This is a genomic window from uncultured Paraglaciecola sp., assembly GCF_943787955.1.
Lineage (GTDB): Bacteria > Pseudomonadota > Gammaproteobacteria > Enterobacterales > Alteromonadaceae > Paraglaciecola.
Genome location: NZ_CALSOK010000007.1, coordinates 1 through 24867, shown reverse-complemented (window position 1 = coordinate 24867; position 24867 = coordinate 1). Strand labels below are relative to the sequence as shown.

General features: G+C 40.3%; 29 protein-coding genes and 1 pseudogene. 6 read left to right on the top strand and 24 right to left on the bottom strand.

Annotation, left to right across the window (positions count from 1 at the left end; genetic code table 11):
* Positions 1-2: 2 nt before the first annotated feature.
* From Q0Y52_RS06155 to nadE, 3 genes are all read right to left on the bottom strand, one after another.
* Complete coding sequence (locus tag Q0Y52_RS06155; RefSeq protein ID WP_297819427.1) at positions 3-449, bottom strand: hypothetical protein; 447 nt, start codon at positions 447-449, stop codon at positions 3-5.
* Between the two features lie 185 nt (positions 450-634).
* Positions 635-973, bottom strand: coding sequence for a P-II family nitrogen regulator (locus Q0Y52_RS06150; protein ID WP_297819424.1), 339 nt, complete (start codon positions 971-973; stop codon positions 635-637).
* 37 nt (positions 974-1010) lie between these two features.
* Positions 1011-1844: an ammonia-dependent NAD(+) synthetase gene (gene nadE, locus Q0Y52_RS06145; RefSeq protein ID WP_297819421.1), complete on the bottom strand. Its 834-nt coding sequence runs from the start codon at positions 1842-1844 to the stop codon at positions 1011-1013.
* A gap of 208 nt (positions 1845-2052) precedes the next feature.
* Between nadE and Q0Y52_RS06140 the strand changes: the two genes are divergently transcribed.
* The 3 genes from Q0Y52_RS06140 (at position 2053) to glpQ (ending at position 4263) form a co-directional block, all read left to right on the top strand.
* On the top strand, positions 2053-2595 hold the full coding sequence (locus tag Q0Y52_RS06140; RefSeq protein WP_297819419.1) for a GspH/FimT family pseudopilin: 543 nt from the start codon (positions 2053-2055) through the stop codon (positions 2593-2595).
* 263 nt (positions 2596-2858) lie between these two features.
* A complete protein-coding gene (gene gloA, locus Q0Y52_RS06135) occupies positions 2859-3242 on the top strand; it encodes a lactoylglutathione lyase (RefSeq protein ID WP_297819415.1) in 384 nt (127 codons plus the stop codon).
* Between the two features lie 10 nt (positions 3243-3252).
* On the top strand, positions 3253-4263 hold the full coding sequence (gene glpQ / locus Q0Y52_RS06130; protein ID WP_297819412.1) for a glycerophosphodiester phosphodiesterase: 1011 nt from the start codon (positions 3253-3255) through the stop codon (positions 4261-4263).
* A gap of 6 nt (positions 4264-4269) precedes the next feature.
* Here glpQ and Q0Y52_RS06125 read toward each other — a convergent pair whose 3' ends face one another.
* From Q0Y52_RS06125 to Q0Y52_RS06100, 6 genes are all read right to left on the bottom strand, one after another.
* Complete coding sequence (locus Q0Y52_RS06125; protein ID WP_297819409.1) at positions 4270-4689, bottom strand: hypothetical protein; 420 nt, start codon at positions 4687-4689, stop codon at positions 4270-4272.
* Positions 4690-4734: 45 nt separating this feature from the next.
* Complete coding sequence (locus Q0Y52_RS06120) at positions 4735-5382, bottom strand: DNA alkylation repair protein (RefSeq protein WP_297819406.1); 648 nt, start codon at positions 5380-5382, stop codon at positions 4735-4737.
* A 135-nt stretch (positions 5383-5517) separates the two neighbouring features.
* On the bottom strand, positions 5518-5901 hold the full coding sequence (locus tag Q0Y52_RS06115) for a hypothetical protein (RefSeq protein ID WP_297819403.1): 384 nt from the start codon (positions 5899-5901) through the stop codon (positions 5518-5520).
* A 3-nt stretch (positions 5902-5904) separates the two neighbouring features.
* The gene (locus tag Q0Y52_RS06110; protein ID WP_297819400.1) at positions 5905-6114 is read right to left on the bottom strand and encodes a hypothetical protein; all 210 of its coding nucleotides are present in this window, start codon (positions 6112-6114) and stop codon (positions 5905-5907) included.
* Between the two features lie 15 nt (positions 6115-6129).
* Positions 6130-6321: a hypothetical protein gene (locus Q0Y52_RS06105; protein WP_297819397.1), complete on the bottom strand. Its 192-nt coding sequence runs from the start codon at positions 6319-6321 to the stop codon at positions 6130-6132.
* Positions 6322-6856: 535 nt separating this feature from the next.
* Complete coding sequence (locus Q0Y52_RS06100; RefSeq protein WP_297819394.1) at positions 6857-8473, bottom strand: choline dehydrogenase; 1617 nt, start codon at positions 8471-8473, stop codon at positions 6857-6859.
* Between the two features lie 263 nt (positions 8474-8736).
* On the opposite strand from Q0Y52_RS06100, the gene Q0Y52_RS06095 reads away from it, so the two are divergent.
* Entirely contained in the window at positions 8737-9453 is a 717-nt protein-coding gene (locus tag Q0Y52_RS06095) for a hypothetical protein (protein ID WP_297819391.1), read from the top strand.
* 210 nt (positions 9454-9663) lie between these two features.
* Here the strand turns inward: Q0Y52_RS06095 and Q0Y52_RS06090 are convergent, their stop codons facing one another.
* The 5 genes from Q0Y52_RS06090 to Q0Y52_RS06070 all read right to left on the bottom strand — a co-directional run bounded on the left by Q0Y52_RS06090 (position 9664) and on the right by Q0Y52_RS06070 (position 11689).
* Positions 9664-10167, bottom strand: coding sequence for a WS/DGAT domain-containing protein (locus Q0Y52_RS06090; RefSeq protein ID WP_297819388.1), 504 nt, complete (start codon positions 10165-10167; stop codon positions 9664-9666).
* Positions 10161-10340 carry a hypothetical protein gene (locus Q0Y52_RS06085; RefSeq protein WP_297819385.1) on the bottom strand — a complete coding sequence of 60 codons (180 nt, stop codon included), beginning with the start codon at positions 10338-10340 and terminating at the stop codon, positions 10161-10163. Before Q0Y52_RS06085 ends, Q0Y52_RS06090 begins: the two co-directional genes overlap by 7 nt.
* A 188-nt stretch (positions 10341-10528) precedes the next feature.
* On the bottom strand, positions 10529-10840 hold the full coding sequence (locus tag Q0Y52_RS06080; RefSeq protein ID WP_297819382.1) for a wax ester/triacylglycerol synthase domain-containing protein: 312 nt from the start codon (positions 10838-10840) through the stop codon (positions 10529-10531).
* Between the two features lie 409 nt (positions 10841-11249).
* Positions 11250-11510: a TetR/AcrR family transcriptional regulator gene (locus tag Q0Y52_RS06075; RefSeq protein WP_297819379.1), complete on the bottom strand. Its 261-nt coding sequence runs from the start codon at positions 11508-11510 to the stop codon at positions 11250-11252.
* A gap of 68 nt (positions 11511-11578) precedes the next feature.
* Positions 11579-11689, bottom strand: coding sequence for a TetR/AcrR family transcriptional regulator (locus Q0Y52_RS06070; RefSeq protein WP_297819509.1), 111 nt, complete (start codon positions 11687-11689; stop codon positions 11579-11581).
* A 230-nt stretch (positions 11690-11919) separates the two neighbouring features.
* On the opposite strand from Q0Y52_RS06070, the gene Q0Y52_RS06065 reads away from it, so the two are divergent.
* A complete protein-coding gene (locus tag Q0Y52_RS06065; protein WP_297819376.1) occupies positions 11920-12687 on the top strand; it encodes a ParA family protein in 768 nt (255 codons plus the stop codon).
* Between the two features lie 27 nt (positions 12688-12714).
* On the opposite strand, the gene Q0Y52_RS06060 is transcribed toward Q0Y52_RS06065, so the two are convergent.
* The gene (locus Q0Y52_RS06060; RefSeq protein ID WP_297819373.1) at positions 12715-13254 is read right to left on the bottom strand and encodes a CIA30 family protein; all 540 of its coding nucleotides are present in this window, start codon (positions 13252-13254) and stop codon (positions 12715-12717) included.
* A gap of 72 nt (positions 13255-13326) precedes the next feature.
* The gene (locus Q0Y52_RS06055; RefSeq protein ID WP_297819370.1) at positions 13327-14544 is read right to left on the bottom strand and encodes a DUF445 domain-containing protein; all 1218 of its coding nucleotides are present in this window, start codon (positions 14542-14544) and stop codon (positions 13327-13329) included.
* Positions 14545-14800: 256 nt separating this feature from the next.
* Between Q0Y52_RS06055 and Q0Y52_RS06050 the strand changes: the two genes are divergently transcribed.
* Positions 14801-16279: a DUF3336 domain-containing protein gene (locus Q0Y52_RS06050; protein ID WP_297819368.1), complete on the top strand. Its 1479-nt coding sequence runs from the start codon at positions 14801-14803 to the stop codon at positions 16277-16279.
* 74 nt (positions 16280-16353) lie between these two features.
* Here the strand turns inward: Q0Y52_RS06050 and ilvD are convergent, their stop codons facing one another.
* The 8 genes and pseudogenes from ilvD to Q0Y52_RS06010 all read right to left on the bottom strand — a co-directional run.
* Positions 16354-18033, bottom strand: coding sequence for a dihydroxy-acid dehydratase (gene ilvD, locus Q0Y52_RS06045; RefSeq protein ID WP_297819365.1), 1680 nt, complete (start codon positions 18031-18033; stop codon positions 16354-16356).
* 416 nt (positions 18034-18449) lie between these two features.
* On the bottom strand, positions 18450-18572 hold the full coding sequence (locus Q0Y52_RS06040; RefSeq protein WP_297819362.1) for a hypothetical protein: 123 nt from the start codon (positions 18570-18572) through the stop codon (positions 18450-18452).
* A gap of 65 nt (positions 18573-18637) precedes the next feature.
* On the bottom strand, positions 18638-19981 hold the full coding sequence (locus Q0Y52_RS06035) for a sulfotransferase (protein ID WP_297819360.1): 1344 nt from the start codon (positions 19979-19981) through the stop codon (positions 18638-18640).
* Between the two features lie 93 nt (positions 19982-20074).
* Complete coding sequence (locus Q0Y52_RS06030) at positions 20075-20623, bottom strand: tetratricopeptide repeat protein (protein WP_297819357.1); 549 nt, start codon at positions 20621-20623, stop codon at positions 20075-20077.
* A 145-nt stretch (positions 20624-20768) separates the two neighbouring features.
* Positions 20769-22856, bottom strand: a pseudogene (locus Q0Y52_RS06025) (TonB-dependent receptor).
* A gap of 6 nt (positions 22857-22862) precedes the next feature.
* Entirely contained in the window at positions 22863-23168 is a 306-nt protein-coding gene (locus Q0Y52_RS06020; RefSeq protein ID WP_297819355.1) for a hypothetical protein, read from the bottom strand.
* Positions 23169-24060: 892 nt separating this feature from the next.
* The gene (locus Q0Y52_RS06015; protein ID WP_297819506.1) at positions 24061-24582 is read right to left on the bottom strand and encodes a YceI family protein; all 522 of its coding nucleotides are present in this window, start codon (positions 24580-24582) and stop codon (positions 24061-24063) included.
* A 47-nt stretch (positions 24583-24629) separates the two neighbouring features.
* Positions 24630-24867 (bottom strand): cytochrome b/b6 domain-containing protein (locus Q0Y52_RS06010; RefSeq protein ID WP_366939254.1); only part of this gene is annotated, 238 nt, incomplete at its 5' end.

Here is a 24867-nt window from a genome sequence, read left to right as displayed (position 1 = left end):
TATTAAGCTTGGCCGCCACATTTACCTTCACCACATTTACCTTCTTTCATGGTTTTGGCTGCTTTTTCGGCTTTATCACCGCCACATTTACCTTCACCGCATTTGCCTTCTTTCATGGTTTTGGCAGCTTTTTCGGCTTTATCACCGCCACATTTGCCTTCACCACATTTACCTTCCTTCATGGTTTTGGCTGCTTTTTCGGCTTTATCACCGCCACATTTACCTTCACCACATTTGCCTTCTTTCATGGTTTTGGTTGCTTTTTCGGCTTTATCTCCGCCACATTTACCTTCACCACATTTGCCTTCTTCAGCAATGAGCATATAGCCAGAATCTAAAGATTGAACGCTAAACGGGCTAGTGTTAGCTTGAACACTAATAGAAGCAAGTGAGCCGATAACAACTGCGCCAAGTGCTGTGGCAATGGCTGTTTTTTTAATTTGTTGCATATTGAGTTTCCTTTAAAGTTATGAGCCAATCAAAAACGATTATTAAACATTATAGTCTGGTTTCAGTACACTAGACCTAAGCGCATTAATTATTATTTCAGTTTTTCCCTAAACACAAATTGTACCGATGAAACACTTGTTTTTCAGCTGAACAACCTGTTTGATTTAAACAGCGCTTTCTAGTATCAAACAGCCTCTTCGTTTTCTTCACCTGTACGAATACGGATCACCCGCTCTACGTCAGATACAAATATCTTGCCATCGCCTATTTTTCCAGTTTGTGCTGTTTTCATAATAGCTTCAATACCACGTTCTAATTGTTCATTTGTCACTATTAATTCGATTTTAACTTTTGGTAAAAAATCAACATTATACTCCGCACCACGATACAATTCTGTATGACCTTTTTGCCGACCAAAACCTTTAACCTCTGTGACAGTCATGCCACTTACACCAACTTCTGACAATGCCTCGCGAACATCATCTAATTTAAACGGTTTAATTATCGCTTCAATTTTTTTCATTTTATGTCTCAATTAGTGGGGCTTATTAATTTAAAAATCATTCATCATATATAGTTGGAATGGGGACACGTTTATGTTGTGTTTTTTCAAAAATAGCAACTAGTTTTTCAGCAATATTATCTGCCACGACTTTACCCTCTAAAAAATCATCAATTTGATCGTAACTCATTCCTAGAGCCTGCTCATCAGATTTCTGTGGCACTAAGGTTTCTAAATCAGCGGTTGGTGCTTTATAGATAATATTTCGTGGAGCCCCTAAAAATTCAGCAACCTGCCTTACTTGGCGTTTATTTAGACCAAATAGAGGTGCAAGATCGCATGCGCCATCACCATACTTGGTATAAAAACCGGTGATATTTTCTGCTGAATGGTCTGTACCCAAAACTAAACCATCGAGTAAACCGGCGACTTGATATTGCGTCACCATGCGGGTACGTGCTTTAACATTACCCTTGACAAAATCACACTTACTTTCATTACCAGTAAGCAACCCAGCAGCATCAAGAGCTAAACGTGTTTGTTGGTCAATCGCATCTACACCGGGCTGTATATTCACAGCAATATGCTGACTTGGCTGAATAAAATCTATTGAGGCTTGGGCATCGGCCTCATCAGCTTGCACGTTGTATGGCAATCTAACTGCAATAAATTGATAATGTTTTTGGTATTCTTGATTTAATTGGTTTACCGCAAGTTGAGACAGTCGTCCTAAAGTACAAGAATCGACTCCCCCACTGATACCTAACACTAAAACTGTCATCCCGCTACTAATAAGCTGAGATTTTATAAAATTGACCCGACGCTCAACTTCATAATTAACATCTATTTTAGGTAAAACCCGCATTTGTTCTATCACAGTACTCGTTTGCATTTTTCACCTCAATAATGTCATGCCAGTAAAAAGTTCAGCTAGGCTGGAAATTTCGCCATTATTACCTTCAAGCATTCACAACTTAAAACGTAGCTACAACCTAATATTATCAACATGTGTATGTTATATCTAACCTTTGATAACTATTTCATACCCTAAAAGTTCAAATATAGTTTATCTTAAGTTTACAAACATTGGAGTGAATAACGTGAAACAGCAAAAAGGTGTGACACTGGTTGAATTAATGATCACTGTTTCCATCGTTGCAATAATACTGACACTAGTCGGCCCCAGTATTCAAAGCATCTTAATAAAAAATAGTATTGTCGCAGAAATCAACGAGGCTAGTTCGCTGATCCAGTATGCTAGGCACCATGCAATAGACGAGCAAGCAGAAGTAGTAGTATGTCCATCTAAAGATTACTCTGTATGCTCAAACGATTGGAATGATCCTAAAATAGTCTTTATTGATAAAGACGATAACGCTATTCGAGGTGTCACAGAAGAATTATTGGTTACAAGTGGTTCATCATCTTTGACTAGTTTAATGACCAACACAAGCGATATCATTAAGTTTACCGGAACCGGCGAAGCAAATGAAACGACTGAAATTTTACTTTGTCATAAAGATGGAAAGTCAGAATATGCTCGCTCGCTGTCAGTTACCTTGCAAGGAAGGGTTAAAATGAGTAGCGACAGTGACAGAAATGGCATTAACGAAAATGCATCTGGCACCGAACTTTCTTGTTAATTGTTATAGCTAACTTAATTGATATTTATTGATTCAAATTATGTTTAGCTAACCACTCATGACAACTTTATCAAACCTCTTTTTTACCTGACGAAATCCAATGCTTTGAATGTTCTTCTTCATGGCGAACAAGTTAATTCGTAACTAAAGGATCAATAAAACTGCATTCTTGTCATATTTTGTTTCTATTACTGCCCTACTATGCTGTGATCCTGAGACGACAAACACCAACAACTACCACTCAAATCAAAAAAGGTATCAATATGCGTTTACTACACACCATGCTGCGGGTTGGCGACCTTCAAAACTCAATTGATTTTTACACCAACTTGATGGGTATGAAACTGCTTAAGAAAAGTGAGAATAAAGAGTACCAATATACTTTGGCATTTATTGGGTATGGTGAAGAGTCTGATACAACCGTATTAGAGCTAACGTATAACTGGGGCGAAAAACACTACAATATGGGTGATGCATTTGGTCATATCGCTATCGGAGTAGATGATATTTATGCCATATGTGAGTTTATTGAACAACAAGGTGGGGATGTATACCGAAAGCCTGGTCCAGTAAAAGGCGGCAAATCAGTGATCGCTTTTGTGCGAGATCCCGACGGTTATGCTATCGAATTAATTGAACGCAAATAAAGTGAATATTATGAAATACTACTTTTTAGGAATACTAATTTTAGTTTCTTCTTGTCAGATGATCCCCCCAAAACCTTTAATCATTGCCGATAAACCTTTAGTCATTGCTCACAGAGGTGCTTCAGGTTACTTACCTGAACATACACTTGAGTCGGTTACTTTAGCCTACGCGTTAGGCGCTGACTTTATTGAACAAGATTTAGTCGTGACCAAAGATTCCAAATTAATAGTGTTGCACGGTATTCAACTTGAAGCGGTGACGGATGTAGAGCAAGTATTTCCCAGCAGAAAGCGTGAAGACGGTCATTATTATGTCTTAGACTTTACATTGTCTGAATTGAAGACTCTTAGCGTACATGAACGGCAAGATGCAAAAGGCAAACAAGTTTTTCCGAATCGTTACCAAGGCAATGACACATTTCACATTGCCACTTTTGAAGAACAAATTGAATTGATCCAGCAACTTAATCGCCAGTTTAACAAAACTACCGGCCTCTATCCCGAGATAAAATCTCCCGCTTGGCATAAGGATCAAGGAGTGGATATCAGCCAACTAGTTTTGGCTGTTTTGCGAAAACATAAGCTAGATGATGCGGATAAAGCGGTATATTTGCAGTGTTTTGATTTTGCTGAAATTCAGCGATTACGAAATGACCTAGACGCGAAAGTCAAACTCATACAACTAATTGGTGAAAACGATTGGCTAGAGTCACCTAGCAATTATGACTTCCTAAAAACACCTGAGGGATTAAAGGCAATAGCTAAAGTTACCCAAGGCATTGGCCCTTGGATACCTCAGCTTATGGATTTAAAAACGATGCAGCCTTCAGGTTTTGTCAAACAAGCGCATATTGCTGGCTTAAAAGTCCATCCTTACACTTTTCGTAATGATGCGTTACCAGACAATCTAGATACACAACAAACACTACAACTGTTGTTTAAAGACTTAAAAGTGGATGGTTTATTTACAGATTTCACTGATACAGTGGTTAACTATTTGAGCAACACTGAACTGCAATAGAACGACTTATGAACTTAAGTTAAATTTGCCAATCAGCGTTTTTTGCCCATTAATGCTCACTTCGACCTTATGTAATCCCGCATATAAAGTTCGAGTAGACATAGGTTTTAATGACACTTTTTTAGAAAACGCGTACGACTGCTTTGATGCTAACTCTATGGCTTTCAGCTTGAATACCTTGGGGTTGGCTTTACCATTGGCTTTAATAAAGTGAATAGCAAAATCGACCATCAAAGCAGCATTTTTAGTGGCTTGATTAATCAATTCAAAATTAATTTGAACGCTGGAGCCCACTTTAGCAATTTGGGGTGTTATGGCCATATGGACAATTTTAACATCAGCAACATCACCGTATCCCAAAGCCTCCAGTGCACCTTGCTCGCCGCGTTTAATGGCACTACGCAGTGCATGTTTGACTAACCACACTCTGTCTTTGGAAGCACCTTTTAGCCACTTTTTGGCAACCTCAGCTTACAGCTCTGGGTGATCTTTGCCAATGTCGTTCAGGTTATTAGCCACTGAGCGTCTAACATACAACTCTGAATCATCTTTAAGTAGCTCTAATAACTCAATAACAGCAGACGGATCTTGAATAAATTCCGGTAAACGAGATGCCCAAGGCAAACGAGGACGAGTGCCTTCGGATACCAACCGCCTTACATGTAGGTTCGCGTCTGTGGCCCACAGTGTTAATAACGCTAAACACTTATCTGGGTAACGTTGAATAAAACGTCGAATGGCAAATTCAGAAGTAAACCTTTGAGTGAGTTGATAATGGGCTTGCATAGATGTCTCAAAATCATCAATTCCATTTTCAGTGACATAAATTGTATGGGGCAAAAAAATAAATGAAGTGATGCTGTTATTTTCGTCATACACCACAGGAGAGTCCAACGACGCCAATAAAATAGCCACCGCTTTGTTAAAATCATCAGGTAAATAAACCTTTAAACCCGTGGCAATTTTCCTGCCTCGCTCCATCAGTTCTAGATTGTCATAACCTGGCTGCACATGGGCAATAAATCCATCACTGTCAAAATGGGGATCTTCATGTTGCAGCATATGGGCAATCTTAATAACAATACCGATTCCATAGTGGTTTTTTAGTGGGTCTGCCAAAATTTAGTTAACCATTAGTTATTTAGTGGTGACCTTTTAGCGTATCCAATTTCGCTGAATAAAGCTTTTCATCTATCTTGGTATAAGCCAACCCTGATGCTTTTTGCATAGCGTTATTGGCCTCAGCCTTATCCGCTAGTTGATAATAAGTCTTTGCTTGACCAAAAAATCCTCATGTAAATAGGGCGCCATGTCTGCGGATTTTTTGTAAAGGTATAGAGCCTTCCAATAGTTTTCTCTTTCATAGGCATGATAAGCTAAATCATGCCAGTTAAATGGGTTGTCATCTTCAATTTCCAAATACTTGTCTTCGTAAAACGCAGCTTCTACATGTCTGTTACTTTCGTTAAGCAAAATTACGTAGTGACTTAAAATACTCACCGAGCCTTTTGTATGTTGAAGCGTGTGTCTATATATGGATTCAGCTACATCTGGCTTTCCAGATTTTTTATGCAAAACAGCCAAGGTATTGAGTGTTTCAATATTAATTGGTGATATCTGCAGAGCGGCAGATAACAAATATTATGCCCTATCTAAGTCATCAATTACTAATGCCTTGGCGGCCAAGTTTTGATAATACATAAACACAAAATCTTCATCACTTACCTTCCCCCCCTTTACTCCTCTGGATGCTGGGAAAGTATCTATGATGATCTTTGAAAAGTATATATCTAGCTTTTTATTATCGAGTTGGGCTGGTGCATGAACATGTGTTTGAACATGAGAAGACATAGTCATTATGCCATTTTATCGAGAATAAACAGGCTCAGAATTAACTTTGCGATGTTCAACTTTAAGACCCACTAAAGAAGCATAAGCCTTAGTTAAAATAGCAAGTGATAGGCAATTACCGGCTTGCTTAATAGCAGCTAAGTCAGCATTATAAGTATCGCCTCGGTAAGTGAAACCACTGAGAAAGTCTCCTAAGTATTCAGCCAAACGTTCATGACCTTTAATATCTTGATTTTCCCGAGCATGGTATTACGATAAAAAATGTTGTGCGCTATCATCATTAAGATATCTTCTATATGAGGGACTTCGATTAGATTGTAGTCATCACTTTGCCAATTGAGGTGAGGAGCTATTCGAGCAGAATGGGTATCTATGGAGCTAGATAAGTCGTCGTGACTTGCACATCCCATAATCAAAAACAGTAAAAACAATGTAGTAAATCATACCATCCATTTCATTTGACACTCCACAATCTGCGTTAAGATCTATTATCAATAAAAAGATATCGGGCTTAACACAAACTGTATACTCAAATCACCTGAAACAGCGGATTCAACGGGAATTAAAACGGGCTAAGACAGGGGGTAATTAGTATAGAACTTCTGTCAAAAATCAAGCTCGCAAGCTAAATCACATTGGCAATGCTCGAAAAGACTACGCCTCAGTTATGCTAAAACACATAAATAGAGGCGATATGTTAAAGATAAAAATCGATGGTTTTCTTTAGCCAAATCGATAAATTTTATTGGTATTGTTGCTTAATTAAATCAGCGCAACGTTCTGCAATCATGATTGTTGGAGCATTGGTGTTTCCACCAACAAGTGTGGGCATAACAGATGCATCCACTACCCTTAAGCCTTTCATACCTTTTACTTTAAGTTCTGGATCTACCACTGTCATCATCTCTTCAACATCCCCCATTTTACAGGTACCTACTGGGTGATAAATGGTTTCGGCTTTTTTGCGAATAAAATCCAATATTTGTTCATCTGTTTGTGCTTCAGGGCCAGGTCCTATTTCCCAGGATTGGTATTTTTCAAAAGACGGTGCAGCCAAAATCTTCCTAGCGCGCCTTACACCATCAATCATCACTTTTTGATCATCAGGGTGTTCGAGGTAATTCGGGTTAATGCTAGCCAAATCACTAGGGATATTTGAGCGTAACTTTATCTCTCCTCGACTTTTGGGGTAAAGGCAACATACATGCACCCCATAACCATAACCAAATGCAGTAGTGCGCCCATGATTAAGCAAAATCGCCGGTAAAAAGTGATATTGAATATCAGGAATATCTCCTGCACTGCCCGTTCTATCGAATCCCCCTGCCTCAGCAACATTGCTGGTGAAAAGACCTTGGCGATTAAACATATAGTTAAACGCGGCTTTAACATAACGTGGAATAAGCGCAAATGAAATGGAATAACTATCACGGTTTTTGCAACGATGTTGCACTATGGCGTCAAGGTGATCTTGTAAGTTTTGTCCAACCCCAGGTAAATCTGCTTTTACTTCAATACCTTTTTCACTCAGATGCTCTTTTGGCCCAATACCAGACAACATCAATACTTGGGGTGAATTGATCGCACCAGCAGATAACAACACCTCTTTATTGGCATGAAGTTCAATTGATTCGCCATCAATTTGCAGTATTACACCTGTCGCCACGCCATCTTCAATTTGAATTTTCTCAACTAGCGCATGGGTTAATACAGTTAAATTAGACCGCGTTAAAGCGGGCGTTAAATAACCTTTAGCTGTAGAACAACGTTGGCCATTTTCCTGGGTTACCTGATAAAAGCCTAATCCTTCGCGTTCAGCACTATTAAAGTCTGTGACTTTAGACAAACCAATTTCTTCAGCTGCATCAACAAATGAATGTGAAAGAGGATTAGTGTGGCGTAAATCACTGACGCTCAGATAACCGTCAGCACCGTGGAACTTGCTTTCACCATGTTGTTGTTTTTCCGACTTTTTAAAATAAGGTAAAACCGTTTGCCAATCCCACCCTTTAGCGCCCATATCACTCCATCGGTCATAATCTTCAGGCACACCACGTATATAACACATTGCATTGAGAGAGCTTGAACCACCTAATACTTTGCCACGGGGCCAAAAAAGTTGGCGATTATTTAATTCAGGTTGCGGCTCGGTATCATATTCCCAACCTAAGTTGGTCAGTCGAGTAAGAAAGGCCAAACCAAATGGAATATGAATAAAAGCACTTTTATCTTTACCACCTGCCTCAATTAAACACACGCTAAATTGGCTATTTTCAGTTAAGCGCGCCGCTAAAGTGGCACCAGCTGAGCCTGCGCCTATGATGATAAAATCGAATTGTGTCTGAGAAATTTTTTGCATAAAATCGGTTACTTATTTGAACTGAAAATATTAGGGCTTGTTGCTCTTCAATATGCCGTTGAAACAGGGTTGCCAGCGACCATAACATGAACAACACTCATCTGATGTCATACCAGTAAGTGTAACAAAAAAGATAACTCAGTGTTACTTTCCTGTAAACTTGGAGCTCTCGTGCGGAATAAAATTATACAATAAAATTCAATTAGTTATAAAATATAGGTTGGATTAAGCATTATCACAATTATCTATGGAGAAGCATTAGTTTGGATTCAAAATCTTTTAAAACGGCATTTCGCTTACTCCTAGCTAAGTGCCTTATCCGCTTTAAACGACTTAAGCACGTGGATTATTCAGTAGATGATATCAGTCGATTAATTAAGCCTCACCTACCACTTTCATTGCCTATTGCTGTCCCAAAAGGGGAAGGTCGCTTTACGCTCTCAAAAGTGAATATCTCGATGCCCTTCAAATCATCTTATATTCAAGCCGAAGTGTTAGGCGCAATTGAAGTCACCTATTTTGCCAACCCCATTTACCGTGCTCATGTTGTATTAGTTGTTCAAGCCACCCCAAAATACAATCAAACCACAAAAAACGTCATGTTAACTGAACTACGCATTACCGATATTAATACCTTAAACGATGAATATTCGATTTTCAAAGATACATCTAGCCTAATTAATCAGTTTGTTCCAAGTCCTTTACTGTCTATGGTAACGGGAACAATGAAAACTGCACTCAGTATTATGACAGGTACCACGGCTTCCGAGGCTAATAGTTATTTGCAAATGTATTTAAGTGGCAGTAAACAAAAAATACTGGATTACCATAAACCACAGATAGAAAATATCATTGTTGAATTGGCGGCCAGTGAAAATATGCAATATAGTTTGGATATAAATGACTTTGAAGAAAACCTTTTCATTCAATATGGTAAAGAGGTAGCAGTTGAAGAGAGACATTTGAGATTTAAATTCTGAGTAATTCATCACCTCAATAGCGCTGGCTTAACACTTCAGCCAAAGCTGTATGATTAACATATGCAGGGGCAAACCCATCTTTCACCTTAAAGCGTCGCATTGTGGGTTGAAAAGCGCTTTTTTGCGTCATTATTTTGCGTGTATCAGCCTAATACTTGTGGGCATAATCATTTTAATCCCATGCCTACTGGCCATAAGCAACATAGCCACTCAAGCACTCAGTTTTTCACCAATATCATCCACATTAATACTGGGATCATCGAGACATTTTTCCAACATATCAAACGCCTCGATACTATAACGCGCCAATGGCTCTAAACTATCAATATTATTATTACAGCAAACGAGTCCAATATTGGCCTGACCATTGTAAGTCACCATTGTAATGTTCACTCCACCTCCGGGAGTGATAGTTGAAATAGGGTATGCAGCCAGCATTTGACTATCTTTAAAATACATTATGTCAGAAGGCCCTGGCATATTTGACACCAAAATATTGGCGATAGGTTTGACCCAATTCGATAAGCCTAACATTTCAAAGATCAAGGCATAGGTCTGTATTAACAAAGTGTAATAGCTAAATGATGCAGGATGAGAAGACATTGCTGCTCTTTTGACTTTTCGGTGATTTTCAATTATCTCTCTTAGCCTAAGATAAGGATCAGTGTGTCCATGAGCTAGCTCAACTGGCACTATAGCTATTTTGATTACCATTGGTTGTCCTCACCGGGTTTGCGTAAGTTAATGGGCATATTAGTGAACAATGCTTTTTCAAATGTCTGCCCATAGTCAGCAAGTTGCCTATGAACGGCGATATCAAACACACATAACATGACTTCATTGGCTGTGGCTCTTAAACGTTTGCTGAGCACCTTAACGCGGGGCAAAGTCGAATTCTAAGGTAGCAACTGCTCGGCCTTTTTTCACCTGCCCTGTCAGCACCGTTTTTGTGCCTGTAAAAGGCAATGGCATATAATCTTTATTTATCCTAAGTAACTTTATCAATAACCTAAACCAAATCCAAATTGAATCCTTAACGGCTATAAAGAAACCCCACAGGCTCCCAAAAACGGCTTTAAAACCATGGTGTTTTGTGGCGTATTTTTTGGGTTCTGTTTATTGCCCAAACAGGTACAAAGCCTTCATTAATTGGGCTCTGGTTATAACCTGCCTGAAACCAACGTATTAAAGTGCTGCCATCTCCACACATATGATGGATTTTGATATACAAAGCGAACTGCTCAGTATTGATGTCTTTAATAAAATGGAATTGCCAAAGTGGCTTATCTCTGTCTAGCCAAGTTTCATGTAAACTCGCAACAAATATATTTAAGGCAGGCTTATCGTTCAAATCATCGATATTATGCACTTTAACGTGATACAGCATGTCTAACTGCTCAACAGGTACAAATTTAATCGGGTACCCCCATCACAGTCCTGACTCGACAGTTAAAGGGTGCCGTAGCTTTATCAAACGTGCGCATTTCTGCCAACAACTTATCTACATAATCATTTGCCGCATCAGCGGGTATTTTCAGCAGTTGTAAGACTGCGACATGTTTGGGGTTAGCCTCAGTTTCAGTGACTCCAAAATGTCTTATCGAGAAATGTTAGTTTTTTTACTCAAAACGTTATCCTTTTATGCTGATACACAACACGTTTTAATTCATTATCCTTGATTGGAGAATTCGTGATTGACTATAGCTTCTTGCAAATGATGTAACTCACCTGGCGCGATGTTAATGTAAGGTAACAACGCGAACAAAATTGCTGACAAACTTTTATATAGATACTCATCACCATTGATATCCATGACCTTTTAAAGCGTAATAATTTCCCGCCTGACTAAATACTAATCCGATGATTTCGACCATTTGATTACACTGACCAGCAGAGGCCGTAATGGTACCTTGTATCACAAACTGGGCTAAAAGCTCAGTAACACACCGTTCTTGAGCAGCCATCAACTTGATAAATCCTTTGGCCACAACAGGGTATTTATCAGTTAAATCGGTAGGGTTTCGATATAAAAAAACGAAATAAATGGTTTTTTTCAATGATCAGGTAAAGATAATAAAAAAACTCTTCAATACTCAGAGAAATATCTGTTTGATTGCCTGGGGCATCAATAATCCCCCCGCAATTGATGTTGATAAATATCAAACAAGGCAGCTACTATGACTTCTTTCCCTTTAAAATGATAATACAAATTGCCAGGACTGATATCTAATTCCATTGCAATCTCGACACTGCTAACGTTGTTTTTCTCCTTTTTGATTAAAAATATCAAGGGAAGTTATTAATATACGTTCAGCCGTTTTCATTTTATTATTACCAATAAATGTGATGAGACATGTCAATACAGCTGATAGATTGACATACTGTTTATAGAGAGCGCAAGTATATGGAAATAAGCTTTTGTTAATTTATAGTATGACAAAATTGCAGTATTAATCGAGATAGAAAATGATAAGAGCGTTATTCAACAAAAAAGGTGGTGTGGGTAAGTCAAGCTTGGCAGTCAACCTTGCTGCCATTTCTGCTAGTCAGGGATACCGAACCTTACTGATTGACTTAGATACACAATGCAATAGTACAGCCTATCTGAATGTGACTGACCTGGGCAATGAATCCAGCATAGCGGATTTATTTGAACAAACGATTACTTTTCATCTGCATCGTCGCCCTGCCAGTGACTTTTGTCATCCAACACAAGTGGACAATCTGGATATTATTGCGGGCTCAGAACGGTTAACAGAGATGGAAAGCGAGTTAGACAGCAGGCACAAAATTTATAAACTGCGAGAAGCCTTAGACTCATTGAAAGATACCTATCAACACATTTTTATCGATACTGCACCCGCCCTGAACTTTTACAGCATGTCGGCATTAATCGCTGCACAACGATGTTTAATACCCATTGATTGCGACGACTTCGCTCGGCAAGGCTTATATAGCCTGCAAAAAAAAATTGCAGAGATAAAAGAAGATCATAATGAAAATTTGGAAATAGAAGGGATCATTGCTAATCAATATATGACCAACGCAAACCTGCCAAAACAAATCGTTAATGAGTTGATAGCAGAAGGTTTTCCCGTGTTGTCAGAGTATATCGGTCAGTCAGTAAAAATGCGCGAGTCACATCAAGCTAAAAAGCCACTCATAATCCTTGCCCCGAAACATAAACTAACCCAGTCTCTGATAGGTATTTTTAATTTACTGAATAAAGATTAATTAATATTTACAGGTTTTAGAATTTTGTTATTGACCGATATTTTTTATTGCTATTTGAAACGAGCCAGGTTGTTTATCCGCAAGCATAAAGCCTATTTGCCTGACATCAGAAAATGACAAACTTGGTGCGCGACTCACAATTTGACCACGGAATTGCGCCACAAAATCTTCTTCATTAAAAACCAAGGTTTGCCATGTATCATTGCTACTAGAAAATGTTGCCACATATGCCACACCGTCAAACCCTTTATTGGTTCTAAGACGCAACTGATAGCTTCGCCCATCACCTTTAATCTCTATCAAAATCGGTGCAGTGCCACTTTCGAGTGCCACTGGCCCAACTCGCCTAACAGAGGCAAACCCGCCATTATTTTTTAAAGAAAGTTGTCCTTCGAAATAGGCAACTTTATCCGTCACACGAAGATTCGACTGTGATAGTCCTCCCATAACACTGTCGTTAACGCGATACCAATAACTGAGTTCTTCAGGAGTTGAAAAATCAACTTTCCACTGGGCTGATACAGATGTGAATTTCATGATAAGTAAAACAAATAATATAGTTTTCATAATGGCTAATACGGCAAAAGTAAGGAATTAGATTAATTTACAAACGTTGCCTTTTGGCATGTTGATACTTTGTTACATAAAGACCAAATACAACTGCATAAAGCCAGCTCCCATGCCCAATAATGCACCGGTTAAAATCAACTTCCATTCATCAGCCTCGTAAGCGGGACGCAGAACACCTTCAAATTCTTCAGGCGACAAAGCCTCCATACGCTCGCACAGGTCATCCGCAATTCTCAGCGCTTTATTGGTATATTCGTAGGCATAAGACAAGTATTTTTCTGAGTCATTAAAAATGCGCTGCGAAGCAAGTTCTTTCATTTTGTAATAAGACTCTGAGCCTACCCCTAAGGCAAAGTAAGGCTGTGCAATAGCGACATATCGTTCAATTGCATCATTCACGTGCAGTTCAATTAATTCCAACAATTGCCCTGCTCCTGATCCATGAACCGCAATCTCCATGATATTTTTGGATGTCATGAGTTTAGACTCAATGATGTCTGAATACACACGAGACACTTCTTTCTGTCGTTTTAAAAACATGCCTTGAATGGTAAACCCCATAAACTTGATTGGATTTTTAGGCTCAAAAATGATCTTTAACGCAATCCAATTTGTGGCATAACCTACTATTAAGCCCCCCACTGGCAAAACCCACCAAGAAGGATAAAACATCCAAACAACCATAGTCGGCAAACCAAATAAAAAGCCAAAATATAAACCTGACTTTTCTATAAAAGGAAATTCCTTCTCACCAGATTTCAAGAAAATTTCGTTGATAAGTTCAGGGGCGTTAACCAATTGACCAACTACGAGCTCTTTTATATCGACTATCTCTTCAATGTTGTACTTGAAGTCGTTCACCATATTGATCACAACATTTGGAATATCAGCCTCTACCCTTGCATACACAAGATTTTTTCCATGCACCGGCAAGGAAGCCCACAACTGGGGTGCAGACTCTTTCATCACATCGTTGATGATGGTCCGAATGGTTTGCTTGAGACGCCTTTCAATGGCTTTAGTCAGTTCAATGGGGTCAATGCGGTCTGCCAATTCTTTCACACTGAGCAATTTTCCCAGTACCAATTCAACTTCAATCTCTGCCATTTCTCGACGCTTGGCAGGTATCAAACCTTGCCAGCCTAAAAAAGGTTTGAAACCGATAAATTCAATAGGATAAAACATCATTTTGACTGCTAAAAAATTAGTAGACCATCCCACTATGGCACTAATCATAGGTATAGATAGCAAGGGTAGATGAGTGATGAGTTGCTCAATTAATTGCATAAAAACAGCTGCGCCTAGTCAATATTATTATTTAGTATATACACATTCCATTTTAACCTAACTATTGTAATTAGAATGGTCAAACTAAAATACCATAGGTTGAAAATTATCCATATAAAACTCTACTTAAACACAGTGAGTTATCTCTCATGATGGATATATGATGGCGTCTGTAGCCAACTGTCTTTCAATTTGGGTAGCCTTTTCTAATTATTTACGGTTATATTGATTCAAGTAAACAAATTGAGGCATGTGTATGGCGAATAAAACCCTTTCTGGATTACAAGATATCATGACACATGCTGCGTCTTATGAAGAATACCAAGAGGCGGCAAAAGCCCATGACGAGTTGTCTGGCTCCCAAGAATGGAAAGCCAAAGATACCTGTAAGGACTACGACTATCGGCTTATTCGTAAACGTGTACAACGTATCAAACAAGCTAGATTAAGCGGTGACACTGATGGTTTAATGTACATATTGCACGAAGGTTTACATGGCAACTTAGGCAATATCGCTTCGCCTGCACTGAAACAACACGCAAAATTTGGCACTAAACACCTGATTGAAGAATTCATCCAAGAAGTCTGCAGCGCATTAGATTTTATCTATCAAGCCGATGAAAACGAAATAGACTTCTACGAAAAATTGTCTTTCTTTGAAGAAACAGCACAGGCATTTGGTCGCAGTTACTTGATGTTAAGTGGGGGCGCGGGTCTTGGGTTTTTTCATTGTGGGGTAATCAAGTCTTTGGTAGAACATGATTTACTTCCAAAAGTCATATCAGGAGCCAGTGCAGGGTCAATCATAGCGGCCTTGGTAGGAACGCGCACCGATGAAGAACTATTAAAGGACATTCAACCAGAGGTGATACAACAAAAATTTAAACAGTGGCGGCTATGGCAAGGTTTTGGTGGTGACAGTCTACTCGATAGTCGTAACTTAGAAAATGCCTTAATCGAGCTATTTGATTTAACCACCTTTGAAGAAGCCTTCAAAAAAACCGGCCGTCATATGACCATCACAGTGTCTCCGGCTGATTTACATCAACATTCACGTTTGTTAAATGCGAAAACCTCACCCAACGCTATTATTACCCAAGCAGTCAGAGCCTCAACTGCAATCCCACTATTATTTAAGCCGGTGCAACTAAAAGCTAAAAATAGAGCCGGTGATATAGTGCCTTATATTCCTAATCGGCGTTTTGCAGACGGCTCTATTATGGCCGACTTACCCTTCGACCGTTTAGCCCGCTTATATGGAGTGAATCATAGTATTGTCAGTCAAACCAATTTAATTGCAGTGCCCTTCTTAGCCCGAGACAAAAGAGATACCACTGGCCTAATAAATTTAACATGGCGCTATGCAGCAAAAATCGCCAAAGTAAACAGCATCTATGCCTTCGATATACTTGAAAACCTGATCCACCACCGTGCTGCTAGGTTAGGTATTCACAAATTGCGTTCTGTTATTGATCAGCAGTATGTGGGCGATATCAATATTTTACCTAGCGCCAGTTTATCTAACCTTAAACATATAATGTCGAACCCTAGCTTAAAAAGCATCCGAGAAGTGATAAAACACGGAGAACGCGCCACTTGGCCGCAGTTAGATTTAATTAAGCGAAATACTTTGATCAGCAAAACAATCAGAGATTATTTAACCCAATTAAAACAACGGGAAGCCAGATTACTAAGTGATCACAATGGGTTAAGAATAGTCAGTAAACAGGCATAATCTCAGTGATTATGCCCAAACTGCTTGACGGGATCAGCACACTTTCATTCAACTGTTACTTGATAAAAGGCAGCTTAATCAGCCTTATCGGTCACAGCGCCTGTAGAGGCAGAACTGACTGTTCTGGCATATTTTGCAAGTAACCCTCTAGTGTATTTAGGTGCCGGCTGTTGCCAGTTAAGTTTCCTCTGTGCCATTTCCTCATTACTTATATTCAGTGTCATCTGGCGACTTTGTGCGTCTATGGTAATGCTATCACCATTTTCTACCAGTGCAATGGCCCCTCCCTCATATGCTTCAGGCGTAATATGTCCCACTACAAATCCCCTACTGCCGCCTGAGAAGCGACCGTCGGTAATAAGTGCCACATCATTGCCTAAGCCTTTGCCCATAATAGCTGAAGTGGGACTTAACATTTCACGCATACCGGGCCCACCTTTTGGACCTTCATAACGGATAACCACCACGTCACCCGCTACCACTTGACCATCAATGATAGCAGCAAAACCTTGTTCTTCTGAGTCATACACCTTAGCCGAACCCGTAAAACTCAACCCTTCTTTACCTGTAATTTTTGAAACCGCGCCTTCAGGCGCTAAATTACCGTTTAAAATAACCAAGTGGCTATCTTTTTTGATGGGCTTATCAAAAGGTAAAATAATCTTCTGACCTTCTGGGTAATCTTCTACATCAGCTAAATTTTCGGCCATAGTTTTACCTGTGACAGTCATACAATCACCGTGCAACATGCCCGCATCCAACAAACGTTTCATCAGAGGTTGAATACCACCAATTTCAATTAATTCAGACATTAAGTATTGACCACTTGGACGCAAGTCAGCAATCACTGGCGTTTTTTCACCCATGCGCACAAAATCATCCAGTGTCACTTCTACGCCTATGGCGTCAGCCATTGCAATTAAATGCAGCACTGCATTGGTAGAGCCACCTAAAGTAATGGTTAGCGCAATGGCATTGTCAAAGGCCTTTTTGGTCATAATGTCAGAAGGCTTGATATCATGTTCAAGCAAATAAACAATCGCTTTTCCTGCATCAATACAGTCTTGCTTTTTATTATCTGAAACCGCATTTTGAGCAGAGCTATTAGGCATACTCATGCCCAAAGCTTCAATTGCCGAGGCTAAGGTATTTGCCGTATACATGCCACCGCAAGAGCCCGCGCCCGGTATCGCCGTTTTTTCAATATGTTCTAATTGCGTGATAGGAATATCGCCCGCAGCGTAACTACCAACAGCTTCAAATACCGATACGATATCCGTATGATTTTCACCCGGCAAAATCGTACCACCGTAGACAAAAATTGAAGGACGGTTCAAACGGGCTAAGCCCATCAAACAACCCGGCATGTTTTTATCACAACCACCAATGGCAATAATGCCGTCGTGGCCCATACCAGCGGATACGGCTTCTATGGAATCGCAAATAACTTCCCGTGAGACCAAAGAATACTTCATACCTTCGGTGCCCATAGATATACCGTCAGATACAGTAATAGTGTTATAAATCACACTTTTAGCACCCGCGCTATCGACACCTTTACCTACCTCTTCTGCCAGAGTGTTAATGTGCATATTACACGGGGTCACCATTGACCACGTAGAGGCAATGCCCACCTGAGATTTTTTAAAATCCTCGTCGCCAAAGCCTACAGCCCTTAACATAGAGCGACTAGGTGCTTGAGCTGCACCGTCTACGATTTTTTGTGAATATTTACGTGGTTTATCTGTATTCATTTCTTTATCTACATTTTCAAAAACAATGAACGCACTATAGAATTGTATAAACAAATTGACAATCTAAGCTCATGAATTAATTGGTCTTATTTAGATTGTTTTTGTACAAGGATCGCCATCTGAGCATTTAGAAAATGTAAAGCCCAATGAATCATCAAACCTTAGGGGCTAAGAGTAGATGCAGCATGGAATCAGTGTTTTTGCGTTTTATGAAATTCACCATCCTACAAAAGTGAATGGGTGTGATCCCCAGGGGAAATGGTTGATTTCATTAATCAGCAACGTTGTTGTAAACAGCATACCCGCCAGTTACGAAACCTGACAGGCAGCTCAGTTCCTAAAAGCGAACAGACGAGCGTTAAGCCTAACGGTGAAGTATGTGCCAGGAGCGGTAGCTCGAAAAACGGGTTTTGACGCTATTGTTTGCCATAAGGAGTCATACAGTCAATTTCATCGACCGTCTGCTTTCTGCCCATTCTTACCCGTTCCTCGAGTGTCATACCTACGCAGGCCATTGACATGCCAATGTCTTTATCCACTGTAAAATAAGTCCGTTGTAAATGCTGATGTCTTGATAAATTTTCGTCGACGCAGTCATACTATTCTAGAGAATTTTAGTCGGTGTGCTCAGTGCCTTTTTCAGCGGCTCTAAGTGTGACTCATAATGACGCCATTGCTCAAGACCACTTTGATAAATGGGTTGGCGAACCTGCTCAGAGCTGGGTGTGCGAACAGCGCGTTTATTGCTGTGAAAATCAATACAAGCTTGCTCAAAAGGAAGACCGCAATAGTCTAAAATGCGCCGCACCTGCGTCTCTAAATCCGCCACCACATCCTCATACTGTACTCGTAAAATTTTGCCCGGCAATGCTTTGTCCCAATGGTCCATGATCTCAACATAACTGCGATAATAGTGTCCAATATCGGCAAGATCATAAGAAAATTGCTGGCCCTCACCGAATAGCTGTTTAAAACCGCTAAAACAACAGGAGATAGCGTCGCGTCTCGCATCGATGATTTTGGCGTTAGGCAACATAAGGTGGATAAGGGCAATATGTCGGAAATTGTTCGGCATTTTGTCAATGAAAAACATGGCTTCCTGGCGGTGATGTTGAGTCTCTTCAATATACAGCTCGCCCATTTTAGTCAGATCATCAGCCGATATCTTGTTTAGGATGTCAGGGTAACGAGGGGTATCTTGCACAACTTGCCGTCCATTTAAGTGGTGCGCTAGACCAATGACATTCGCCAATTCCATGGTCCCGTCGACCTGTGAGTGTGAAGAGAGGATTTGTTCTAAAAGTGTTGAGCCCGCTCTCGGTAGCCCTACTATAAATATAGGGTCTTGGGCAGGGCAACCCGCCTTTTCATTGCGTTTAAAAAATGCTGCATCAAAATTATTTTTCTGAATATCAAAGGATATATCCAAGGGTTTACTGTCATACCGGTCCTGCTCGTTTTTTAAGGTGTTGCCGCGATGGTAAAAAGAGAAGGCTTCGTCAAAATATTCGCTGTCCTCTAGATCTTTGCCAAGAGCTAAGCAGAAGTGAATTTTATCGTTTATCGCTATGGCAGAACTCGCTTCTTGATCCCGCATTTGCTGACGTTCTTCTGATGAAAATCGATACGTTTTGAGATTGGCAAGACTCCAGAATGCATCCCCAAAATCGGGTTTGATGCGATAGCTGTTCTGATACGCTTGAATAGCGTCATCAACACGACCCATTGTTTTTAAAGCATGGCCGAGTGTCAGCTGTATTGAATAATTGTCTGGGTTGCTTTGCAACACACTTTCAAAGGTCTTGATAGCCGCTGTAAAATCTCCGGTCGCTTGTTGGGCATTGCCAAGTCCAATTTTTAAATTTGAATTATTGGGGTCAGAATCTAGCAGAATTTGTGCTTGTACCAGTGCCTTGTTATATTTTTGGCGCTTATGTAAAACATGCACATAATCCAGACGGGCCCTTTTATAGTTGGGTTCAAATTCAAGGCAGCTGGCTAATAAAAACTCTGCGTCATCAAGAATTTGAAACTTGTTACCTCACTCAGCCAATAAACGCATCGCTTCTGGTTGATGAGGATGGTCTTTGAGAAAGTGCCGGCATAGCCGTTCTGCGCGGTGCAATTGTTTTTGATATATGAGGCTTGAAACCGAGACTAACGCCGGGGGCAGACTAGAAAGCCAATCAACATGTTTCTTAGCTTCCTGATGGTTAGAATAGTCAAGTTCATCAGCCAACACACGCCAACTTCCAAATAATGCCGGGTTCAAGGCGACCGCTTTTTCAAATGCCGTTATGGCTTTAAAAGTCTCTCCTAAAGCTTTGTGTATAAAACCTTGCTCTTGATGAGCTCTGCCGTGATCGGGTGCTTTTACCAAAACTTGGTTAAGGTTTGCCATGGATTCGGCATATTTTTGCTGTTTACGCTGGCAAACTGCAAGACAATAGATACCTTCAATATGTCCCGGGTTTTGGGCAAGCATATTTTCAAGATTTTCAGATGCTTGGCTTAAATGGCCTTTATTAATCAATAATTGACACTGTTTAATAATCTGTTCAACTTGGGTGTTTTTTACTTGCTCTGGCAAAATCATATCTCGATAAATATCAGGGTATACTTAATATTGTATATAGCGTAACAAAAATAAAAAAGGGTCGACGTAATTAAACGTCGACCCTTTCATGCTTTAAAATGATTAAACATCACTTACAAACAAACACTGACTTAAAATACTAATAATCAAAGCTCACTCTAACACCAACAGTACGAGGTCGTGTTGGAGAAACTCTGAAAACATTATCGGCCGAACCCGCTGCGACTTGCCCAAGAGAATCGGTTGCATTGTCAATAAATAACGTTGCTCTCCAGTCATCTTTTGAAATACTGGCCGACAAGTTAAGTTGATTATAAGACGGCAACTCAACACGACCAGCAGCGGCTAGGCTATTAAACCGTGAATCCACCCACTTGTATACGCCTTGGTAAACAGCTGAATAATCACCAATCTCTTGGTAGAAACGTGCCCCAATGACTGTTTCCAGCTCTGGTGCATAGGGAAGACTTGATCCTACAGGTGCTATATTCACAAGCGTCTGTGGAATTTCTGTCAATTCTGAATCGATATAGCTAAATGAGCCGAAAAGATCTAAATAATCATTCGCAGTCCATTCAAGTTAAAATTCAACACCATTGATTTTGGCCGTTCCAACATTGTCAAAAAATGACGTATTGGCGATAGAAAAATCTAGGATCCCTTGCTGAAGATCGCTAAAGTCAGCATTATATATGGCACCATTAAATCGCAAAGAATTATCAAGCCAAGTTGTTTTCCAGCCAAATTCAAGACTGACCACATCATCAGTATCAAAGGTCGCAGGAATACCACCAATGCCAGCTGCACGGTTGAATCCGCCGCCTCGGAAACCTTCAGAATAGGTCCCATAAAACATTGCGTCAGCATTCATTTTCCAGCGGATATTTCCTTTAAAAATAGTGCCTGACAACGTAGCGGGGCTTAAACCTTCGAGTCTTGCATCCACATTTGATCCACCATTGGCTTCAGGGACGGCAGCCCTTTGTCCAAATGACGATTGCCCCATCAAACCTATATCAATTTCGTAGCGACGTGCACCAACGGTGACAGTCACATCCTCAGTTATATCGTAAGCTAATTCTCCAAATATCGAGATCTCTTCACGATCTGATTGAAAATCATTGACGAATGTGACGCCTGGTGGGCGAGCACTGCCATCAGTATTAGTAAACGCGCCGGGTATTGGAAAGTTGGGTGAAAATCCCGCTTTAATTGCCCCTGCATAGGTAAAATCGGTTAAAAAGTTAAGTTGCTGATCATCATAGAACACCCCACCAATGGCACGGAAACGGTCATCAGCATTGGTTGCGAAGCGAATTTCGTGATCACTACGTTCAGTTGAGAATTGTTCAGATGTGGTCATGACTGGGCTAAAACATTCATCGTAAGCTGGATAGGTACATATATAGTAAGGAACGTAGGGGCCGACATTAACATAACCGGTATAGTCGCTCTGTCCTTGAAACGTTCGGTCTGTGAACGAGCCGTTGTAAATCACTTCAAGCCCACTAAGCATACCATTGACAGTCCATTGGGTGAGGCTGACCTTATCATCACCTTTAGTGAGTGAAAAGGTCGCGACATTTAAGTCGTCATCGTCACTAATATCCGGGTCATATTCAAAAGAACCTTCAGTGTCAAGCTGTTGACTTGTATGCTGTAATAACACATCCCAATCGTCATTGATTTGCCACAATGCGCTGAATCTCATGCCGCGATATGTTGCTTCATTATAATCATCTTCCACAAACGTGGAGTTACTGACTTCCTGTCGAATCGCTGGAACGCGCCCTCCCACCCCCGGATTAGTCAGCGGCAAGCTATTCGTGGCAAGCACATTATCTATAAAGCCGCCATCAGTAGAACTATAACCGGCGAGACGTATGGCAAAGGTATCCTCTGCAATTGGTATATTGATAAAACCTTCAGATTTATTACTGATGCCGCCGTTTTTGGTGGATGACATTCCGAACTCACCACCCGCGCCGAAGTTACTCAAATCTGGTTTATTGGTGATAAGACGAACAGTACCTGCTTGCGAACTGGCCCCAAACAATGTGCCTTGAGGACCTTTCAACACTTCAACCCTTTGCAAGTCAACGGCATATAAATCGATATTACGACCGGGAGTGGTGATGGGTGCTTCATCAAGATAAAAGGCGACACTTGGCTCACCGCCTATTCCAGAAATTCTCACCGCGGCACGACCAGCTGATACTCCTCGGATATAGGTTTACTGTTTACCGGGTCCTTGGCCATCAGAGGTAACACCAGGTAACAATGCAATGTAATCATCAAAACTGTCGATGCCTAACTGTTGAAGCTTTTCACCACTTATGGCCTGTACCGCAATTGGTACAACTTGTTGGTTCTCTGATCGGCGAGTTGAAGTAATCACTATTTTCTCGAGCTGGCGTTCGCTCTTAGCTTCTTTCTCATCGAGTTGACTTTTTTCTTGAGCTTGAACAGCGCCATTGCTCAATGCGAGAGCGATGGCCATGGTGAGTGCTGTTTTAACGGGTCGGTTTATTTGATTCATGTGTGTTCTTTTTTATTATGTTCCTTCAACTTAGTCAGTTGAACTGATCCTAGGTGAATTAATATATCAGTTCTGAAGCTAGGCGCTTATCAACAGAGTATCTTTGCCCCTCAGAGACAAACCTTAAAATGTGGCTCGGATACGCAGAGGCCTAGAAATTATCTGTTGTATAACTTCATCCCATAATATTCCAAAAAAATTTGGCGCCATATGATACTACACATCGTAAAAGATTGCCGAAGGCTGGCAGAACAAAACCAGTATTAAGCAATCAAGGTACCTTTCACAGCATAATTTTGGGGCATTTCTGGTCATTACATCACGTCGATCTTAGAAAAAAAATTTGGGGATTAGATTAACTAATCTACATTTATTATCGACGATAGTACGCATAAAAACATGTAACCAGACGATTTCGATAATCACCAATAAGTATCTTCCTATTAGGTTGATGCTTTTTTTGTTCATAAAGCTGCGTCAATTGATGTATGTGGTTTTGTATAATTCGTATTGAAGCCAAGCGGCAAAAAAGGCTCACCACAGCGTTCACGTAATAAATAATGGGGAGAGTGTTTAGGTTTAGGTAATTGTGTTTCGCGGAAGCCTGTATGACCTCGGTTGTGTATTCTATTTTTCTAGTCAAAGGCTGATGCATAGGGAAAGTTAGATCGATTCTTACATAACTATGGGTAGACTGTATCAAGTGTGGCTGGGGTGAAAATGTCGTTTACGTTGAGCATGATTTGAGCGTAGCCCGACGCCTGTTTTTAGCATCAATGGCCTATTTTCGTATTTGAACGCTAAAATCAGATGTGTAGTGTTGCCCATAATGCGATAAGAATCATCATTCTGTGAGTCTTGTACTATTCACTCGCAACTCACAACTGCCTTTTTACTTATTGATAACCATCGATATGGATATTGTTTTACTTACCCAGTCCGCATCAGGATCTGATTCCCATCCGATTTTATAGTCCAAACGGTTAATGCCAAAATTTGCGTTTAACCTGTCTTGATTGTCTATCAACATGAAGCTCACTGGTTGAGCTATATTCTTGATCGTTAAATCACCCAATACATGATATCCCTCTTCAGTTATTTCAACCTTATTACTCACAAATGAACCTAGAGGGTGATTTTCCACATCAAACCAGTCAAATTCAGGTAATGTGCTGTCGTAAATACTGTCTCCTGTTTTTGCTGAGCTCATGTAAAAAGTGGCAATGATATTAGGCTTGCTTTGAGGTGGCAGGTTGAGTGTGGCCTGCCAGCGCTCAAATTTTCCTTCGAAATTCATACCTGCATGCTGACCAGAAAAAGACACAGTGCCTGATTGATGACTACTTTTAATTTCTGCTTGGACAACTGTTGTAATCAAACTTAAATATAGTGTAATAGAAAATGACAACAGCATTCCTATCGAAAACGTTCTGTTTAAAAACGTACTGTTTATAAGAGTCTTCATTTTTTAAACCACCACATTCGGCTAATTAAATTTATATCATGCTTTTTATTGTGCCACACAACCGCACTTACATGACCGGCAATCAAAGCGCCGAGCACAGTTGCTGTTATCCAGTGCACATTATTGGCTAACGTCTCAATAGACTTATTTCTGGCCACACCCGGGATATGTGGCCAGTTGATCCAGTCAACAAACACAAAAGTGGGTAAACCGAACGGACTGGCCGACACCATT

What these genes read in the sequence shown, in the direction of transcription:
- Q0Y52_RS06155 (WP_297819427.1), bottom strand. Translation starts at nt 449, where the DNA reads ATGCAACAAATTAAAAAAACAGCCATTGCCACAGCACTTGGCGCAGTT.
- Q0Y52_RS06150 (WP_297819424.1), bottom strand. Translation starts at nt 973, where the DNA reads ATGAAAAAAATTGAAGCGATAATTAAACCGTTTAAATTAGATGATGTT.
- nadE (WP_297819421.1), bottom strand. Translation starts at nt 1,844, where the DNA reads ATGCAAACGAGTACTGTGATAGAACAAATGCGGGTTTTACCTAAAATA.
- gloA (WP_297819415.1), top strand. Translation starts at nt 2,859, where the DNA reads ATGCGTTTACTACACACCATGCTGCGGGTTGGCGACCTTCAAAACTCA.
- glpQ (WP_297819412.1), top strand. Translation starts at nt 3,253, where the DNA reads ATGAAATACTACTTTTTAGGAATACTAATTTTAGTTTCTTCTTGTCAG.
- Q0Y52_RS06110 (WP_297819400.1), bottom strand. Translation starts at nt 6,114, where the DNA reads ATGTCTTCTCATGTTCAAACACATGTTCATGCACCAGCCCAACTCGAT.
- Q0Y52_RS06100 (WP_297819394.1), bottom strand. Translation starts at nt 8,473, where the DNA reads ATGCAAAAAATTTCTCAGACACAATTCGATTTTATCATCATAGGCGCA.
- Q0Y52_RS06090 (WP_297819388.1), bottom strand. Translation starts at nt 10,167, where the DNA reads ATGGTAATCAAAATAGCTATAGTGCCAGTTGAGCTAGCTCATGGACAC.
- Q0Y52_RS06080 (WP_297819382.1), bottom strand. Translation starts at nt 10,840, where the DNA reads ATGCTGTATCACGTTAAAGTGCATAATATCGATGATTTGAACGATAAG.
- Q0Y52_RS06070 (WP_297819509.1), bottom strand. Translation starts at nt 11,689, where the DNA reads ATGGAATTAGATATCAGTCCTGGCAATTTGTATTATCATTTTAAAGGG.
- Q0Y52_RS06065 (WP_297819376.1), top strand. Translation starts at nt 11,920, where the DNA reads ATGATAAGAGCGTTATTCAACAAAAAAGGTGGTGTGGGTAAGTCAAGC.
- Q0Y52_RS06060 (WP_297819373.1), bottom strand. Translation starts at nt 13,254, where the DNA reads ATGAAAACTATATTATTTGTTTTACTTATCATGAAATTCACATCTGTA.
- Q0Y52_RS06055 (WP_297819370.1), bottom strand. Translation starts at nt 14,544, where the DNA reads ATGCAATTAATTGAGCAACTCATCACTCATCTACCCTTGCTATCTATA.
- Q0Y52_RS06050 (WP_297819368.1), top strand. Translation starts at nt 14,801, where the DNA reads ATGGCGAATAAAACCCTTTCTGGATTACAAGATATCATGACACATGCT.
- ilvD (WP_297819365.1), bottom strand. Translation starts at nt 18,033, where the DNA reads ATGAATACAGATAAACCACGTAAATATTCACAAAAAATCGTAGACGGT.
- Q0Y52_RS06020 (WP_297819355.1), bottom strand. Translation starts at nt 23,168, where the DNA reads ATGAATCAAATAAACCGACCCGTTAAAACAGCACTCACCATGGCCATC.
- Q0Y52_RS06015 (WP_297819506.1), bottom strand. Translation starts at nt 24,582, where the DNA reads ATGCTGTTGTCATTTTCTATTACACTATATTTAAGTTTGATTACAACA.